This window comes from Erwinia sp. MYb416, from assembly GCF_037479575.1.
GTDB classification, from domain to species: Bacteria; Pseudomonadota; Gammaproteobacteria; order Enterobacterales; family Enterobacteriaceae; genus Erwinia; species Erwinia rhapontici.
Window position 1 is genome coordinate 870,144 of the sequence record NZ_JBBGYT010000439.1, and the last position, 17,566, is coordinate 887,709.

At 55.3% G+C, this 17,566-nt stretch carries 12 protein-coding genes; 3 read left to right on the top strand and 9 right to left on the bottom strand.

Going from position 1 to position 17,566, the window contains the following annotated elements; all coding sequences use genetic code 11:
• Positions 1–12: 12 nt before the first annotated feature.
• Positions 13–5,967: an alpha-2-macroglobulin family protein gene (locus WH277_RS22655; RefSeq protein WP_339507002.1), complete on the bottom strand. Its 5,955-nt coding sequence runs from the start codon at positions 5,965–5,967 to the stop codon at positions 13–15.
• Positions 5,968–6,149: 182 nt separating this feature from the next.
• Between WH277_RS22655 and sseA the strand changes: the two genes are divergently transcribed.
• Positions 6,150–7,004, top strand: a complete 855-nt coding sequence (gene sseA / locus WH277_RS22660) for a 3-mercaptopyruvate sulfurtransferase (protein ID WP_133845861.1) — start codon at positions 6,150–6,152, stop codon at positions 7,002–7,004.
• Between the two features lie 88 nt (positions 7,005–7,092).
• On the opposite strand, the gene sseB is transcribed toward sseA, so the two are convergent.
• The 5 genes from sseB to trmJ form a co-directional block, all read right to left on the bottom strand.
• On the bottom strand, positions 7,093–7,872 hold the full coding sequence (gene sseB / locus WH277_RS22665; protein WP_133845860.1) for an enhanced serine sensitivity protein SseB: 780 nt from the start codon (positions 7,870–7,872) through the stop codon (positions 7,093–7,095).
• Positions 7,873–7,958: 86 nt separating this feature from the next.
• Positions 7,959–9,248: an aminopeptidase PepB gene (gene pepB, locus WH277_RS22670; RefSeq protein WP_339507005.1), complete on the bottom strand. Its 1,290-nt coding sequence runs from the start codon at positions 9,246–9,248 to the stop codon at positions 7,959–7,961.
• A gap of 183 nt (positions 9,249–9,431) precedes the next feature.
• Positions 9,432–10,631, bottom strand: a complete 1,200-nt coding sequence (locus tag WH277_RS22675; protein WP_159338036.1) for an IscS subfamily cysteine desulfurase — start codon at positions 10,629–10,631, stop codon at positions 9,432–9,434.
• Between the two features lie 141 nt (positions 10,632–10,772).
• On the bottom strand, positions 10,773–11,270 hold the full coding sequence (gene iscR / locus WH277_RS22680) for a Fe-S cluster assembly transcriptional regulator IscR (RefSeq protein ID WP_133845857.1): 498 nt from the start codon (positions 11,268–11,270) through the stop codon (positions 10,773–10,775).
• Positions 11,271–11,438: 168 nt separating this feature from the next.
• A complete protein-coding gene (gene trmJ / locus WH277_RS22685; protein ID WP_133845856.1) occupies positions 11,439–12,164 on the bottom strand; it encodes a tRNA (cytosine(32)/uridine(32)-2'-O)-methyltransferase TrmJ in 726 nt (241 codons plus the stop codon).
• A gap of 268 nt (positions 12,165–12,432) precedes the next feature.
• Between trmJ and suhB the strand changes: the two genes are divergently transcribed.
• Positions 12,433–13,236 (top strand): inositol-1-monophosphatase, encoded by an 804-nt coding sequence (suhB, locus tag WH277_RS22690; RefSeq protein WP_133845855.1) that lies wholly within the window; start codon positions 12,433–12,435, stop codon positions 13,234–13,236.
• Positions 13,237–13,298: 62 nt separating this feature from the next.
• Here suhB and WH277_RS22695 read toward each other — a convergent pair whose 3' ends face one another.
• Both WH277_RS22695 and WH277_RS22700 read right to left on the bottom strand, forming a co-directional pair.
• On the bottom strand, positions 13,299–14,300 hold the full coding sequence (locus WH277_RS22695) for a nickel/cobalt transporter (RefSeq protein WP_167864705.1): 1,002 nt from the start codon (positions 14,298–14,300) through the stop codon (positions 13,299–13,301).
• Positions 14,291–14,869, bottom strand: a complete 579-nt coding sequence (locus tag WH277_RS22700) for a DUF1007 family protein (RefSeq protein ID WP_339507010.1) — start codon at positions 14,867–14,869, stop codon at positions 14,291–14,293. Before WH277_RS22700 ends, WH277_RS22695 begins: the two co-directional genes overlap by 10 nt.
• Before the next feature lie 201 nt (positions 14,870–15,070).
• Between WH277_RS22700 and csiE the strand changes: the two genes are divergently transcribed.
• Positions 15,071–16,339 carry a stationary phase inducible protein CsiE gene (gene csiE / locus WH277_RS22705; protein ID WP_133845852.1) on the top strand — a complete coding sequence of 423 codons (1,269 nt, stop codon included), beginning with the start codon at positions 15,071–15,073 and terminating at the stop codon, positions 16,337–16,339.
• On the opposite strand, the gene WH277_RS22710 is transcribed toward csiE, so the two are convergent.
• Positions 16,340–17,476: a 3-phenylpropionate MFS transporter gene (locus tag WH277_RS22710; RefSeq protein WP_133845851.1), complete on the bottom strand. Its 1,137-nt coding sequence runs from the start codon at positions 17,474–17,476 to the stop codon at positions 16,340–16,342.
• Between the last annotated feature and the right edge of the window lie 90 nt (positions 17,477–17,566).

Sequence of the window (17,566 nt, forward strand, 5' to 3'; positions counted from 1 at the left end):
CCCGAAGCCCGGCTATTCAGCCGGTACCACATCAATCTTGCCTGCGCTGGCTGACATCGCCTGAATTTCACGGTCATACATCGCTTCACCGTACGCCGGAGGAATGACAAAACTTCCGGTGTTGGTGGCTTTGATTTGGTAAACAAACTCCTGCAGTTCCGTGGTGGCACTGCCATAGATGATCACACGATCTTCACGAATGTCGCTGAAGTCAGGTGCCCAGGTTGATCCGCTTGCCGCCAGCGGCGACTGCCAGCCTGCAGAAGATGCATCCTGCTGTTCCTCATCATCCGTCTCTGGCGGTGGAGGCGTTTGCTGGACCACTTCAAATCCACCCGGCAACAGGTCAACTATCGCCAGATTACTCAGCGCTGCTTTTGAATTCGCACGGATTTTCAGATGCACGTTAATGGTCTGACCGAGTGAGACCTTGTCGACCGTTTTACCTGCGGCATCGGTGTAATCGCGGCTGATTTCCAGCCCACGGCTGATCGCTTTCTCTGGTGCAGCGAGGTCATAACCGGCCTGTGTGACCACATACCAGGCGGGTGCGTTTCCTGCATTGCGGAACTGAACAGAAGCCGCATCCCCACTGAAGTTACCCTGTGCAAACCGCCCCTTTAGCGCAGAAATCAGCTGAGGAACTTTATTGTCACGCCCCAGTTGGTTAATCGTCAGCGCCTGCGGATCGTTTTGTTGTGCCACCTGTTCTGAGTAACTTTCCAGCGCCAGAATGCTCATCGCCGCGGAGAAGGTCGTGTAACGCTCTTCCCTCAGTGCCTGCACCATATTTTCCAGCAGTTGTGGCGGGATAGCCGATACTTTTTCCGGGAAGTGACGGGTAATCAGGTACAACCGGGTCGCATCCTGCACCAGCGGATCGTAGTAGTTTTGCGTCCACCAGCTTTTGTTATAGGCCTTGTCCAGCGCCTTCCAACCCGGCGCCAGCAACCGTTCAGCTTCATCATCGGCCTTGAGTAAGCGCCATGAGGAAGCGAGATACAGCGCACTGAGATCGGTTTGCCAGCTGTCCGGGTAGCGTTTTTTCAGTGTCTCCTGCACTGAGGCCAGCGCATTCGTGGTGATTTCGCCCTGCCGCGTAAGCAGATAAACGGCCCAGGCGCGCAGGCGAAGGTGGTAGAGGTCTTCATAACCGTTGGCCGCCAGTACGCGCAGTGCAACATTGGCATCGTCCAGCATACCGGCAGGCAGCGGATAACCGGCGGCTTTCGCCTCCAGCAGGTACTGCACCACATACGGTGTGATAAACGGATCGGCCTGTGGTGACGCCATCCACAGCCCGACAGCACCGTCAGCGTTCTGGCGTGAACGCAACACGTCGAGAATGCCTTTCAGCTGCTGACGCACTTTATCCGCATCCAGATTGCCACGCAGTTCCGGGTGTTCACTCTGCAGCAACAGCGGGATCGACTGGCTGACAATCTGTTCAGAGCAGTAGTACGGGTAGTCCGCCAGATAACTTGCCAGCCCGCTGGTTAACACCAGCGGTGAGTTCGAGACCGCAGCCTGACGCTGTGCATAAGCACCGAACATCTGGCGTAAATTATCCACCTGCTGCTGATTCCCGCTCATGCGTCCCATCACCGTCTGGATTCGGAACGGCATTGCCGGGCGTACCGAGGTACTGATCGTCCGGCGGCTGGTTTTATCACTGTATTGCGCACTAAAGACCAGTGGCGCATCACCCAATTCAGATTTAGCACGCAGACGGAAGTTGACCACACCCTCATGCTTAGCCGCCAGTTCAAGCGACTGTTCCGGCTGCCCGACCACTTCCAGCTGCGGCGGAGGCGTCACCTTGATTGCCACCGGCAGTTTGCCATCACCCAGGCCTTCCAGGTTATTACTCACGCCCACGCTGACGTCAAATTCATCCCCCGGAGCGACCATTGAGGGGACGTTCGGCGTCAGAATAAAGTTGTCACGCACGGTGGTGCCTGTTTGCGCTTTACCTATTTTTTCTGGCGTGACCGAAATCGCCATCACCCGAATTTTACCGTTGAAATAGTCCGGCACCGGATAAGTAAACTGTGCGTGGCCGTTCACTTCGGTGATCCCCGACCAGTACGCCACCGGCTTGTCCCGTTTACGTTTGAACGGGTTGAGGTGTAGATCGAGGCCTTCACCGCCATCACCGCCTGGGGCAGAAGTCAGCGACATCAGCTTGCTGAACTCTGGCAGGATCAGATCAAGAATCTGCGAGCTCTCAACGTTCAGTTCACGCTTGCGGAAGAAGTAATCCAGGGGATCGGTCAGACGATAACGCGCCACCTGCAAGATCCCTTCATCTACGGCAAAAACGGCCACCTGCTGCGGGGCATCCGTGGTGACGTTAATGGTGAGATCTTCACCTGGCTTAATCACCTCTGGCACATCGAGTTTCAGGGTGTTTTTCCGCGCTTCATTACTGATTTTAAACGGCATCACACCATAACTGAGCGGGCTCATGAAGATCTCATCCGAGTTAATATCACGGACGAACTGCACGTTAATATAGGCATTGCCCTCAAGCTCTGCCGGAATGCGGATCTTCTGCACCGAGTTAGTGGTGGTGGTGTGGAACCACTGCCAGCTGTAGACACGATCTTTTTCAATGGTGATCAGGCCGCTGCCGGTATAGGGTGCGTTGATCGCCACTTCAATTTCACTGCCCGGCTGATACTTGTCGCTGTTTAGCTTTAGTTTCAGTTCGGCATTACGATCGAGCGAACGGGTCAGGTTGGCTTCACCCGCCACGCTATAAGCGATGCGGTTCAGCACCTCACCTTTGGCATTTTCTACCACCAGCACGAAATCACCGGGCTTATTGGTCGCCAGTGCCATCGAGTGACCGCTGGCAGGCAAGTCAAATGCAGCATCGGAAACCGGGATCTCTTTCAGCCTGGATTGATATTTATAGACACCGGACTCCTGACGCGTCAGCACCGACAGATATTTTTGCTCTAACAGGCGCAGCGTCAGGCCGTTAAGCGCAATGGTATCCAGCGACGGATTAATCGCGATCAGATTCACGTTGCGCTGGGCATTTTGATGAATGTAACCCAACTCTCCATCGGCTTTCACACCAATCAGATAATCATACGGAGAGACCAGCGTACGGGCGGTAGCTGCCACTGAACGACCGCCGCCAGCGACAAAGGCTTCCGACAGTAATTGCAGCTGATAGGTCGACTCACCGAAACCGCTCAGATCCAGTTTAATCGCTGCCGCACCGTTATCATCCGTGGTGCTGTCTTCCAGTTCAGTTTCATAACCGTCACTGGCCGAACGCGCTTCATAGAAGGCGTAATCTGCATAGCGATCGAACGCCGGGTAGACGGGACGCAGCGTCATTTTGGACGCCACACGGCGCCCCTGTGCCGGGGTGCCGAACAGGTTCTGGACATCAATATTGGCTTTCAGTGCATCCGGCTTGACCCAGCCTTGCTGATGGTCGGGGGTCAGGGTCAGCTTGACCTTGAGCTGATCCGGTTCGAACTCTTTGACGTTAACCGCCGTGCTGCCGAGCAGGCGTGTTGAGTCGTCGTCTTTACCCGGCAGATAGAGATAGATATTCCATTCGCCCGTAGGCGAGCTTTCTTCCGTGGTAAAACTCAGTTCGTTAAATCCGCTGGTGCTGAGGGTCAACGGAACGGTACGCATCAGTTTATCGCGCGGGTCGCGAATTTCAGCGCGAACCGGAATGCCGCCTACCGGCACGGACCAGTCGGCGGCGCGGGTGATCAGACCGATATGGAAGGTATCGCCCGGGCGATAGACACCACGATCAGAGAACAGATAGCTTCCGAGAGTGCGGGTATCGTCCGGTGTGGTTTCGCCATACACATCAAAACGGGAGAAATCGAGGCCACGATCGTTGTCACGGCCGGTCGGCAGGAAGGAGACATCCCCCTCTTTTTCCACCAGGAACATCACCGGTTCACGTTCGTTGGTATACACCTCCAGCGACGGGAAACTGACGTGACCATCGCTGCCCGTCTGACGGGTCAGCAGTTTTTCACCGTTCTTCGCCACGACCGAGACCTGCGCACCCGCCACTGGCTGACCGCCGCTGATCGACTGCACAAACAGGTCACGCGTTTTATCCTGCGAACGTTTGGCAATGATGCCCAGATCGGTCACCACCACAAAGCGTGAATCCCCGGTGATCGCCTGCTGCGATTCCTCTTCCTGATACTCCTCTTCCTGAGGCTGGGCCTCTTTCTGCTGTGGAGACCATTCAGACAGGGTCAGCAGGAAGATGCCGCGATGGGAATCGGGACGGGTTGAGAGATAGCGCGACAGGTCGATGCCCTGATAGCTGACCTCACCGGGTTTATCATTATTCACCGGCGTCTGATAACGAAAGCGCTCGGTGAAGTATTCGTCGTTCAGGCGATTGAAATCAGCCGAAGCGAACTGGCGGCTTTTAAATGAGACGATATGCTGCAACTGGCTGGGAATAACACGTTTGATGTCCACGCGCAGCCCCGGCACGTTACGTGCGGCCACGCTAATGCGTTTATCGCCGTTAACTGACAGTAGCGCCCCCTGAGCGGCAAACTGCAGCAGCTTCGGATAGTCTGGCACCTGAACCACGCGCCACTGTTTTTCCGGCATTTTGTAGCCACCATTGGACGTCATCGCAGCATCCACCGACACCAGCAAATAACGTTTTGCCGGGGCATCAAATTTGAAGCTGAACTGCGGTTGCCAGGTTTCTTCTGCTTCGTTCAGGCTGAGCGACACGACCGGAGAGCGGTTAATCACGCTCTGATCGATATTGCTCACATCCCAGGGAATGAATTCTTCTTCTGTTTGCTCACTGGCCGGACGACGTGGGTCCTTCTGTGGCAACAGCCAGGCTTTCACCCCTTTGCGAACATCGTTGTCACGTACGGCATCGCTAAAGCCAACAATCAGTGCGCGTTCGCCCTGGCTGCCGGGTTTATCGACCACTTCCGCACTGACATCACTCAGGCTAAGGCTGTAGAGATTCGGGACCGTCACCCATCCATCACTTTTACGCGTCACCGGATTGCCAGGACGTGAGGATTTCACCCCGCTGCTCACCTGCAAATGCACAGCTCCGCCGTGATCCATTGGCTGTAGCGCAGTGGAACGCACCCAGGCATTCAGTTTCTTTTCATCCCAGGTTACGCTGAACTTAAGCGGCTGTTCTGGCTGCCCCTGCGCGGCGCTCAGGCCGAGCGACAACTGTTTTTCCACGCTCTGCACATCGGCCGGCGCGTTGAATTTGATATTGAAAATAGCGCTGTGCTGGCTGCTGTCCTGCGGGTCCTGATAGTACTCGCTGCTGCCAATTTGATAGTCAAAAGCAGGCACAATGAAGCGGTGGCGCGTCTGTTCAATACGGATTTGCGGGGCCAGCAAAGTGTCAGGCTCAAGAGTCGCCTCATAGCTCGCCCCCATTGGCAGCGGCTGCTGCGGGGTGAAAATCAGCGTCCAGGCATTCTGCCACTGCCATTCCCCGGCTAAGGCGGGCTTCAGGCTAATCCCTGCGCTGACCTTTTTTCCGACCAGCGTGACCGGGGCAACCGACTGATTGAACCTCAGGGTGAGCACCTGCACGGCAGGTTTTGCGGCGGTGTAGTCAATCCCTTCCGGGTTGACGACCTCTACCCTGCTGTTCTGGATGGCCAGCGGGGCAACGTCAATCGGTTTAGGTCGGTTCTGCCACCACTGCCAGCCATACACGCTGGCAACACCTGCAGCCGCCAGCAGCAGCACACTCAGGGCAATGGTCTTCGGATGTCGGTCAATCCCCTGCTCAAGCCGGGCGAAGCCTGCTTTAAGGGGTGAAACCCAGCCTGGGCCGCGCCAGTTGATCTCACCCAGCAGCGGGCGCAGCAACAGTCCCAGCACGCGAAAAAGGCGCGAGAGCAGCCAGCACAGTGCTTTCAGCACGGTGAACGGTAAGCGCAGGAGAAATTTGAGCACATCCATCAGATAGAACCTTCCCTGTTACAAAATTGGTCAAAGAGTAATAGTTTATCTGCGCAATTTCTATCTGCGAATGCAAACAATTTGCAGGAATCCAGAGGTGGCTCTGAATAGTGTCATTTCGCCTTGTGATAGCTAACAAAATCGCTGACACTCAGCTAAACGTTACTGACAATGAGGCCGCGATGACGACTCCCTCTCTTTTTGTTTCTGCTGACTGGCTGGCAGAGCATCTGACCAATGACAACATCCAGGTTCTGGACGCACGTATGCTGCCGCCAGGGCAGGAGAAAACCCGCAACATCCAGGAAGAGTATCTGGCAGAGCATCTGCCAAATGCGCCCTTCTTCGATATTGAGGCCCTGTCGGACCATACCAGTGCTTACCCGCATATGTTGCCGCGAGCGGAAACGTTCGCAGTGGCAATGCGTGAACTGGGGATCAGCGATGACAAACATCTGGTTATCTACGATGAGGGCAATCTGTTCTCGGCTCCCCGCGCCTGGTGGATGCTGCGTCACTTTGGTGTGAAGCAAATTTCCATTCTGGCTGGCGGGCTGGCGGGCTGGAAACAGGCGCAACTGCCGCTGGAAAGTGGTGCCCTGGACATCGCGGAAGGCGAGTTCGAGGCCGAACAGGGTGAAGGCGAAGTCAAACGCGTCACTGATGTCCTGCTGGTTAGTCATGAAGGTGGCGCGCAGATTATTGATGCCCGTGCTGCTAACCGTTTTCACGGAGAAGTGGATGAACCGCGTCCTGGACTGCGCCGTGGACGCATTCCAGGCAGCCTGAACGTTCCCTGGAACTCGCTGGTCACCGAAGGGCGTTTGAAACCCTCTGCGGAATTACAGGCAATATTCAGTCAGCAGGGTGTGGATTTGTCGCAGCCTGTGATTGCCAGCTGTGGTTCTGGCGTCACCGCGGTGGTGGTGATTCTGGCGTTAACCAGCCTCGGCGTGAAAAACGTCGCGTTATACGACGGTTCCTGGGGCGAATGGGGAGCCCGTAACGACCTGCCGATCGTTAACGATTCACTGTAGCGGGGGGGGGGGGTGGGGGCGGCCCCCGCGCAACGGGGATCGCCCGTGGGACGACTAAAAAAGGGTCGTCCCATGCAGCAAACGATCGTTAATCGATGTTTTTGACTTTGAAATCTCGCAGGAAACTTCCCCAACGCCGTTCATAGAATGGCGTGATATGGGCAATAAAGAAGTGGCTGATACCTTTCTCCCCTTCCACGACCTGGCAAATATCAATTGGGCTATCGTCTAGCAGCGTATCCGTTGCCACACTGCCGGCCGCCTGAATCACTGCTTCAAGATCGCCATCGCCTTCAATGCCAATCAGCAGATTAGCGGGCTGGTCAGCATGTTCTTTGATCTCCGCCACGTAGGCGCGGCGCACGGTTTTATACTTGGCAAAAAGCTGGGTCAGCGAATCGATCATCTGTGCCGGAGGCTCAGCAATTTCCGACAGCAACAGCGAGGTTCCGCCTTCCAGCACCGTCTGCTGGCTGAGAGCACTGCTGCCCTCATCTAACAGGTGGGCAATTTCACGCGGAGAAAACTCTTTGCCGTTAGGCAATTTGGGGTTCAGAAACAGGGCTTCGCCCAGAGTCATTTCGAACAAAGTGCGCACCGGCATCACCAGATAAGCCTGCTCGCCACTCACGGCCTGTTGCAGTGCTTCCGCTGAGGTGAAGAACGGAATAATGCTGGTGCCGTCTTCTTTTTCCCAGTGCTGTAAATCAACTGGAGTGCTGGCATCGATCGCCTGCTCAGGCTGGGCGCTTTCGCCGGGGACCACAACGCTGGCATCCATCAGCAGGGCAAAAAACTCCGGACGGTGCGCCGGCTCTACTGCTGCCAGTTTCAGCACCTCTTCCAGCCGCGGGTTAAGATCGTTCATGAATGTGTTCCAGACAAGACTGCGGGTGGACCGGAAAAAGGGTCCGTCCCTACAAGGGCCGATCGTGTTGCGATCGGCCCGTTATATTACGCTTTGTTTAACAGCAGGTTCGCAACGGCACGCACACCCAGCCCGGTGGCACCCGCAGACCACTGATCCACGGCACCTTTACGGTAGGTAGCAGAACAGTCGATATGCAGCCAGCCCTGCTTGTATTCACTCACGAAATGCGACAAGAACGAAGCGGCGGTGCTGGCCCCGGCAGAGTGCGACGGGCTGGCAATGTTGTTCAAATCAGCAAAATTTGACGGCAGATGACTGCGGTGGAACTCCGCCAGCGGCAGACGCCAGAACGGCTCGTTCTCCCCGGCAGCACTTTCCAGCAACGACTGCGCCAGTGCATCGTCAAAGCTGAACAACGCGTGGTAATCGTTACCTAATGCGGTTTTTGCTGCACCCGTCAGGGTCGCCGCATCAATAATCAGTTCAGGGTTAAGCGCACTGGCATCAATCAGCCCATCGGCCAGTACCAGACGGCCTTCAGCATCGGTATTCATCACCTCAACGGTTTTGCCATTGCGGTAACGAATAATGTCGCCCAGTTTAAAGGCATTGCCGCTGACCATATTATCCGCGCAGCACAGGATCAGTTTCACACGTTTGTTCAGACCACGGCTGATTGCCAGCGCCAGAGCACCGGTCAGCGTTGCCGCCCCTCCCATATCCGACTTCATGGAGTCCATAAAGCCGCTCTGTTTCAGGCTGTATCCGCCGGTATCAAAGGTGATTCCTTTGCCGACCAGGCAGGCGTATACCGGGGTTTCATCGTTGCCACCGGGATTATAATCCAGCGTCAACAGTACCGGACTGCGCGATGAACCGCGCCCGACAGTATGCAGCCCCAGATAGTTTTGCTTTTTAAGGTCATCACCTTTCGTAATGCGGTAACTGACCGCATCACAGGCCACATCACACAGCAGGTCAATGGCACGGGTGGCTAACTGTTCCGGCCCCAGCTCTTCAGCGGGCAGGTTAATAGTGTCACGCACCCAGTCGATAATTTTCAGGCGGTTGTTCAGCTCCGCCTGTTCGGCATCTGCCAGCGCGGCCCACTGCACTTCGCGCTCGCCTTTTGGACCACGGTAGCCCTGCCAGAACGCCCAGCTGTTCTCCAGATCCCAGCCATCGCCGCTCAGGCTGACATGACGGATACCCTGGCTATCAATTTTGCGCGCAGCGCGCTGGATAGTGGCCAGCGGTTCACTGCCGGTAAGATGGATAGTCAGGCCGCTGTCGTTGCTGCTCAGGATCGCTTTTTCGCCCCAACGCAGATCGGCCGCAGCCGTTGACAGGGTAATATTCATAGAGGTGGTCATCGCATGGCTCCTTTTCATTATTTCATCTTTCAGACCGGGGTTTGACCGGCCGCTGCGATTTTTCCGCAGGAGGATTGTACAACCAGACTAACAGAAATGTGACAGGGATGTTTTCGCGGGATGCGGCGTACTACGCAGAACGGGCCAGAATCTGGCCCGTTACTGTTTGTGCGGGAGTGAGGATCAACCTGCCTGAACAGCACCGCTGGCTTTAAACGCTTTCCATTGAGGGGAGAGCTCACGCAGACGGCTAAGGGATTTTTGCACCAGCTGAATGGTGTAGTCGATCTCTTCTTCGGTGGTAAAACGCCCGAGAGAGAAGCGGATCGAACTGTGTGCCAACTCATCGTTGAGACCAATGGCCCGCAGCACGTAAGACGGCTCCATACTGGCAGAGGTACAGGCTGAGCCGGTTGAGACCGCCAGATCCTTCAGCGCCATAATCAGTGATTCACCATCAACGTAATTAAAACTGACGTTGAGAATATTCGCCGCACCTTGCTCCAGTGAACCATTGAGGTACACCTCCTCGATATGTCCAATACCCGCCCACAGGCGGCTACGCAGCGCACCCAGGCGTGCCATCTCGCTGGCCATTTCTTCTTTGGCGATGCGATAGGCTTCACCCATTCCCACAATCTGATGCACCGGCAGCGTACCGGAACGCATACCGCGTTCGTGACCGCCACCGTGGATCTGGGCTTCCAGACGGATACGCGGTGCACGGCTGACATAGAGCGCACCGATGCCTTTCGGTCCGTAAATTTTATGCGCAGAGAAAGACATCAGATCGACTTTCAGCACACTCAGATCGATAGGTAATTTACCCACGCTCTGCGTGGCATCAACATGGAAAATCACCCCGCGCTCACGGCACAGTTCGCCAATAGTGGCAATATCCTGCACCACCCCGATCTCATTATTGACGTGCATAATTGACACCAGCACCGTGTCATCACGCAGCGCCGCGGTCAGCTGTTGCAGATCCAACGTGCCATCAGGGCGCGGGTTCAGATAAGTGACGCTGAATCCCTCACGCTCTAACTGAGCACAGGTATCCAGGACCGCTTTATGCTCCGTGGTACAAGTGATGATGTGACGACCCTTTTCCTGATGGAAAGTGGCTGCACCTTTGATGGCGAGGTTGTTGGCTTCTGTTGCACCGGAGGTAAAGACGATTTCACGTGGGTCAGCGCCCACTAACTCTGCAATCTGGTTGCGGGCAACATCCACCGCTTCTTCTGACTGCCAGCCATAACGATGCGATCGCGAGGCCGGATTACCGAAGGTTCCGTCCAGAGTCAGATACTGCATCATTTTTGCGGCCACACGAGGGTCGGCGGGTGTGGTGGCGGAATAATCCAGATAAATCGGTAATTTCATTGCTCGTTAAGCTCCGGGAGGTTTCTTGATTGCCGCCCTTCTGCGCCCTGAAATCTTTGCTGGAAGCAGAAATGAATAAAAGGCCCGTCAGGCCTTTTATTCATTTCCGGGGGCGAAGAACAAACCCCGCCCGGACTGCGATCAGGCGCGCAGATTGACGTTAATTGTTTCCTGCATGCGGCCGTTTGGCGCACGACGGATTTCATTGCTGTTCTGACGGTCAGCCACTTCCAGGATTTCCTGGTTATTGACCAGTTCTGCCAGTGTAATATTGTTGAGGAAGTCGCTGATGCGCTCACTCAGATCACGCCACAGCACGTGAGTCAGGCAACGCTCGCCGCCCTGGCAGCCTTCTTTACCCTGACATTTAGTGGCATCGACAGATTCGTCAACGGCAGTAATCACTGCGCCCACTGCGATGGCATCAGAGCCTTTGCCCAACAGATAACCGCCACCCGGACCACGTACGCTGGCCACCAGACCATTCTTACGCAGACGGGAGAACAGCTGCTCAAGATAAGAAAGGGAAATGCCCTGACGCTCTGAAATATCCGCTAAAGGCACCGGGCCTTCATGGGAATGCAGTGCAACATCAAGCATAGCGGTAACAGCATAACGGCCTTTGGATGTCAGTCTCATGGCGTTTACAACCTCGGTTATAACCCTGGATGGGTGTTAACAAAATATGGACGCAAGTCTGACATTCCTGACTAAATTGGTCAAGTATTTAACCTACTAAAACACTCAACTATTTAACCAAGTAAAATACTCAACTATTATGCTGTTATTTTATTCACCGATACACCCTTACTCGCCCCGTGGCTTCTCCAGTGAAGAGAGCATCCCACGCAGGATATTCAGCTCGTCACGTTCAGGGCGAGCACGGGTAAACAGGCGACGCATTTTACTCATCACCTGCCCCGGACTGGCTTCACGGATAAAACCGCTGCCGATCATCATTTTCTCCATATGCTGATAGAAGCGCTCAAGCTCATCGACCAGTGGATAAGGTGACTCAACCGGCGCTTCTTGCTCCGCTTCCAGCGACTGCAGCCAGGCCATACGCACTTCATAGGTAATGACCTGCACAGCCATCGCCAGGTTCAGCGAGCTGTAGTCCGGGTTAGCAGCAATGGCGACGTGGTAGTGGCACTTCTGCAACTCTTCGTTGGTCAGGCCAACGCGTTCGCGACCAAATACCAGCGCAACAGGCGCCTGTTGGCCCTCTTCCACACTTTTTAAACCGCACTCGCGTGGGTCGAGCATCGGCCACGGCAGAGAGCGCGAGCGCGCACTGGTGCCGACCACCAGGCCACACCCGGCAATCGCTTCATCGAAAGTGTCGACAATTTTCGCATCGCCAATCACATCGCTGGCACCGGCCGCCAGGGCAATAGCCTGTGAGTCCGGTTTAACCAGCGGATTGACCAGATAAAGGTTGGTTAAACCCATGGTTTTCATCGCACGAGCGACAGAGCCCATGTTGCCAGTGTGAGAGGTCTCCACCAGCACAATTCGGATATTTTGCAGCATAAGGATTCTGGGGTCTGAGAGTTAATTCGACGATGCTAACATATTTTAAGGACATTTGCCGTTCTGCCCTGCTATACTACGCGCCGTTTTCTATCAGATTATGATATTTATCCAAAGTGATTGATGCTGTAGCAAGGCAGCAAGAGAGCGAATCCCGCTGAGCTTACTTAAGTAAGTGATTCGGGTGAGTGAGTGCAGCTAACACAGCGACAGCTTCAAGCATGAAGGGTAAACCGTTCTTTAACATCCAGCGAGACGAAACTTAACTATGCATCCAATGCTCAACATTGCCGTGCGCGCTGCGCGCAAGGCCGGAAACGTAATTGCCAAGCACTATGAAACCCCGGACTCCGTCGAAGCCAGCCAGAAAGGCAGCAATGACTTTGTCACCAATGTTGACCGTGAAGCGGAACGCCAGATTATTGAAGTGATCCGCAAGTCTTACCCACAGCACACCATCATCTCTGAAGAGTGCGGTGAACTGCCAGGCGAAGACCAGGATGTGCAATGGGTTATCGATCCACTGGATGGCACCACCAACTACATCAAACGCCTTCCCCACTTCTGTATTTCTATTGCCGTTCGCATCAAAGGCCGTACTGAAGTTGCCGTTGTTTACGATCCAATGCGTAATGAACTGTTCAGCGCCGTACGCGGCCAGGGCACCCAGCTTAACGGCTATCGTCTGCGCGGCGGCACCGCCCGCGATCTGGATGGCACCATTCTGGCCACCGGCTTCCCGTTCAAACTGAAGCAGCACGCCACTCCGTATATCAATATCCTCGGCAAACTGTTCACCCAGTGTGCTGACTTCCGTCGCACCGGTTCTGCTGCGCTGGATCTGGCCTATGTGGCTGCGGGTCGCGTGGACGGTTACTTCGAGATTGGTCTGAAGCCATGGGATTTCGCCGCGGGTGAGCTGCTGGTGCGTGAAGCTGGCGGTCTGGTGACTGACTTTGTTGGCGCGCATGGTTATATGCATTCAGGTAACATCGTTGCAGGTAACCCACGCGTCGTGAAAGCGATGCTGGCCAACATGCGTGATGAACTGAGTGAAGCGCTGAAGCGTTAATTCGTCCCAGGGGCGCGGCATGCCGCGCCCTGAGTCAGGCATGCCTGCCCCCTGCGCAAGATTTACTGCAGGAACATCGGTCGGATACCGCCTGACATCGCGGGTTGCGCACTCAGCCACAGCATGGCTCCAGCGGCAATCAGCAGCACGCCACCGGTCAGAGCCAGACAGTTCAATGCCACTACATGCCAGGCAGCAGATCCTGTATTACGTGTTAAACGCTGTGCGAGGGAGCGCGAGAGCTGTACCACCAGCGCCATGCACGATACCGTTAACGCCGTTCCCACCGCCATCACCAGCGCGGATAGCACCCCCCAGAAGTAAACACCAATCACCTTTGAAAACAGCAACATCATAATGGCCCCCGAGCAGGGTCGTAACCCCATCGACAGTACCACCGCGACCTTCGTTTTCCATCCCGTCGCCTGCGACAACATCGCACTGTCCGGCACATGCTGATGCCCACAACCACAGTGTTCACTGTGCTGATGCCCCGCAGGCAAAATACGGGTGATGGTCATTCGGACAGGTGCCGGGCGCAGCTGCAGCCACAATTTTTTCAGGGCTCGCCAGCACAGCCACAGGCCCAGGCCGATCACCAGTAGATAGCTCCCTTTTTCCAGCCAGTAGCTGCTGAGATGCATCTGGCGCGAAGAGAGTTGCAACACGCCCAGCATTATCGTCACCAGCGCAATCGCCACTGCCCCTTGCACTACAGCCGCGGCCAGCGTCAGTTGCAGGCTGGTTTTCATTTTCGTCGGGTGGGTAGCAAGAAAGGTGGCTATCACCACTTTGCCATGGCCGGGGCCGAGCGCATGTAATACGCCATAAAGCAGGCTGAAACCCATTAGCGCCAGCCCGGCCTGATGAGGATTGCTGGCAACCTGTTGTAACAGCCCGGTCATCTGCTGATGCAGACTCTTCTGCCACATAATGCTTTGCAACAGGATTTGCGGCCAGTGCTGCCAAATCCACAGCCCTCCCAGGAGCATCCCTGACATCAACAGCGCGAACGGCCATATCGCCCCTCTACGCGGAGCGCGGCTGAGGCCACTTACTGACATATCAGCGTCACCGTCTGGGCAAACTGGCGACCAAGATCCATCTCTTCCGCTGGCGCATCTGCTTTATCCAGTGACAGCGCATAGGCTTGCAGGGAGGCATCCGGTTTGGGGGTTTGCAGCTCGAAATGACATTGTGATACCAGTTCTGCCGGGACTGTCAGTGCTTTTTCAGAGTCGTAATACATATCTACAAAGTAAGTGGGATCAAAAGTGGAAAACGTATACCGCTGGCCTTTTAGCGACTGCGGATGTGCCAGCGGCAGAATAAACTCCAGCACCGCCTGATGCCCCTGCCGTGAAAGATGGTATTCCGGCGGCAGATTATCGAACTTCACCGGCTGCTTCTGGTGCCAGAATTCGCTGAAGTAATGCTGGCCTAACACATTAGCCATCACTTCTGCCGCCAGTTTTTTCCAAACCACTGAATCCGGTTTTGCCGTTCCTGCATCGTATAACAGATCGGCAGAGGTGATTTCATCCATCACCCAGCGCATTTTCAGCCCGGTGAGCCGATCGCCCTGATGAACCAGCGTGGTCTGCATATCGATAAAGCTGTGCGGATGCGCCATGGCAACCGGGGACAAAACGATTATCAGCCCTGCGGCCCCCACTGCACACCTGTTATAATGTAACAAATTAAACTCCACTCCAGTTTTTGTCGATTATTTTTGTGACCTGTCTTAAAAGCTCTGAATAAAACTGACTCGATTGACCACAACGTGGCTGGCTAAGGCTATTCTTAGCATAATCAATCGCTACTGGGATCACAGATGATGAGTACACACTCACCTGAAATGTCTGTCCTCTCCAGTCCACAGCGCCGTTGCCACCTGCTTTTAATGCTCTGCCTGCCTGAATCCTTCGTCACTGTGGAATCGGTTTGCCAGCTTAACGGTGTGGATCACGCCGTAACCCGGCAAGATATAGCGGAGGTGGCAGAGGAAATCCAGCGCTATCACCATCTTGCCATTGAGCTGGATGAGCTGGGCGCGTTGCGCCTTCGTGGAACGCATTTAGATCAGCGTCTGTGCCTGCTACATAACTTACGGCGGGCTCTGCGGCTGTCTCCGGCGTTTATCCATAACGACTTTTCCTCCGTCATTAAGCAACAACTTCAGACGCTGCCAGTGGATAAGGCCTTGTACGATGAGCATAACCTGGCAGCACTGGTCCAGTATTGTTCACTTCATCTGGACCGCGAGTTCAGCGCTCGCGATACCCAATTTTTACAGGTCTGGCTGCGCTATGCTCTCGCCTGGCACTGCCAGCCGGACTTTACCGCACAGCAACTGCACTGGATCGAAGGTAAACCGGAGTTTTCACTGGCACAGGCGATTGCCCGCTGCTGGAGTAAACGTGGCTATCAGGCGGCGGTTAATGAGGTTGCGTTACTCGCCCTGCTCTTCAGCCAACTGCATGTTCCCCAGAGACAACACACCCTCAGCGCTCATGAACGCCAACTTCTCCAGTCCGTGGAGCTGTTAATTCAGCGCTTTCAGGCGTTGTCTGGCATGGTATTCAGTAATGACGCGGGCCTAAGCGCACAACTTTATACGCATCTGGCGCAGGCGCTGGAGCGTACTCTGTTTTCCATCGGCATCGATCACAATCTGGTTGACGATATCGCCCAGCAGTACCCGCGTCTGCTGCGTACTACGCGTGAGGCTATCGCCGCGCTGGAACAACAATACAGCGTGCAGTTCACCGATGAAGAGATGGGTCTGATTGCGATTATTTTTGGCGCATGGCTGATGCAGGAAAGCGCCTTGCAAGAGAAGCAGGTGTTGTTATTGATTGGTCGTGATAGCGAACTGGAGCAGCAGGTTGAGCAGCAGCTGCGTGAACTGACGCTGCTGCCGCTGACGATTAAGTACCAGGATGTTGCCGACTTTCAGCGCCACAGCGCACCGAAAGGGATCGCGCTGGTGATCACGCCTTATGCCACGCCGCTGCCGCTCTACTCACCACCGCTGATCCATGCTGAACTGCCGCTGGGCGAACACCAGCAGCGCAGTATCCGCCTGCTGCTGGAGTCATAATCAGGTCACTTTTGGCCGCAGGAACAGCACTGGCACAACCAGCAGTGCCATCACCCAGAACACGCCGCCTTGCAGGTGCTGGAACAGCACACCACACACCATGGTCATCAGAGCAATGCCACCACCCATTGCCAGTGCGGAATAGACTGACTGCAGGCGGATCACCTCGCTCCCGTCGCGGGCAGCGATAAAGCGCATAGCCGCCAGATGACAAATAGTGAAACTGCCACAGTGCAGAATTTGTGCAACGACAAGCCAACCCAGTTCCGTGGACGACGCCATCATACTCCAGCGTAAAACAGCACAGACACAGGACAGCAACAGCAGATCGCGTGCGCTCCAGCGGCGGAACAGTCGGTTGCTGGCGGCAAACACCACGATTTCAGCCACGACGCCCAGCGACCATAAATAGCCCACAATGCTCGACGAGTAGCCTGCTTCCTGCCAGTAAATGGCACTGAAGCCGTAGTAGGCGGCATGCGCCCCCTGCATCAGCGTCACGCACAGCAGGAAGCGCCAGACGGCGGTTTCACTGAGCATCTGCTTCCACTGCGCCCATCCGCTATGTTCGGTTTGTTTTTCCATCCCCTGCGGCATCACCGCCGGGCGTAGCATCATACCTGCAATCATCGCCCCGCATCCCACACACAGCAGCATCAGGATGGCGTGATAGGAAAAATGTGTCACCAGCACACCGGTAAGCGCCGAGCTGATCACAAACGCCAGGGAACCCCACAACCGCACCGGACCGTAAGGCAGGGCGATCTGTCGCTGCCAGGTGGCGGCCAGCGCATCGCTCAACGGCACCAGCGGTGAGAAGAACAGATTGAATCCGACCATCACCAGCAGCAGCCACACCCACTGGGAACCTGCCCAGAAGCCCAGCGCAAATAACAGCGTCAGCGAAGCCAGCAGGCGCAGGACGCTAATCAGTCGTGAAGGGTTAGTGACGCGTGAGGCGATAAGCAGGCTACCGGCAAAGCGGGCAATCATGCCGCAGCCCAGCAGCAGGCCGATTTTTTCCGGTTGCAGGCCGCTGTCTTTTAGCCAGACGCCCCAGAACGGTAAATAGACGCCATAGGCGAAGAAATAGGTGAAGTAGCTCAGTCCAAGCCAGTACGTGGAACGTATCGTCATTTTCCCTCCGACAAAGTGGAGGCTAATGTACACCGCCGCACAGGATAAAAAAATAGCGGGACACTTTCGTGTCCCGCTATCTGTACTCAG

Bases quoted from the DNA above. Each gene is read 5' to 3' on its own strand.
- WH277_RS22655 (WP_339507002.1), bottom strand. From the start codon at position 5,967: ATGGATGTGCTCAAATTTCTCCTGCGCTTACCGTTCACCGTGCTGAAA.
- sseA (WP_133845861.1), top strand. From the start codon at position 6,150: ATGACGACTCCCTCTCTTTTTGTTTCTGCTGACTGGCTGGCAGAGCAT.
- sseB (WP_133845860.1), bottom strand. From the start codon at position 7,872: ATGAACGATCTTAACCCGCGGCTGGAAGAGGTGCTGAAACTGGCAGCA.
- pepB (WP_339507005.1), bottom strand. From the start codon at position 9,248: ATGACCACCTCTATGAATATTACCCTGTCAACGGCTGCGGCCGATCTG.
- WH277_RS22675 (WP_159338036.1), bottom strand. From the start codon at position 10,631: ATGAAATTACCGATTTATCTGGATTATTCCGCCACCACACCCGCCGAC.
- iscR (WP_133845857.1), bottom strand. From the start codon at position 11,270: ATGAGACTGACATCCAAAGGCCGTTATGCTGTTACCGCTATGCTTGAT.
- trmJ (WP_133845856.1), bottom strand. From the start codon at position 12,164: ATGCTGCAAAATATCCGAATTGTGCTGGTGGAGACCTCTCACACTGGC.
- suhB (WP_133845855.1), top strand. From the start codon at position 12,433: ATGCATCCAATGCTCAACATTGCCGTGCGCGCTGCGCGCAAGGCCGGA.
- WH277_RS22695 (WP_167864705.1), bottom strand. From the start codon at position 14,300: ATGTCAGTAAGTGGCCTCAGCCGCGCTCCGCGTAGAGGGGCGATATGG.
- WH277_RS22700 (WP_339507010.1), bottom strand. From the start codon at position 14,869: ATGGCGCATCCGCACAGCTTTATCGATATGCAGACCACGCTGGTTCAT.
- csiE (WP_133845852.1), top strand. From the start codon at position 15,071: ATGATGAGTACACACTCACCTGAAATGTCTGTCCTCTCCAGTCCACAG.
- WH277_RS22710 (WP_133845851.1), bottom strand. From the start codon at position 17,476: ATGACGATACGTTCCACGTACTGGCTTGGACTGAGCTACTTCACCTAT.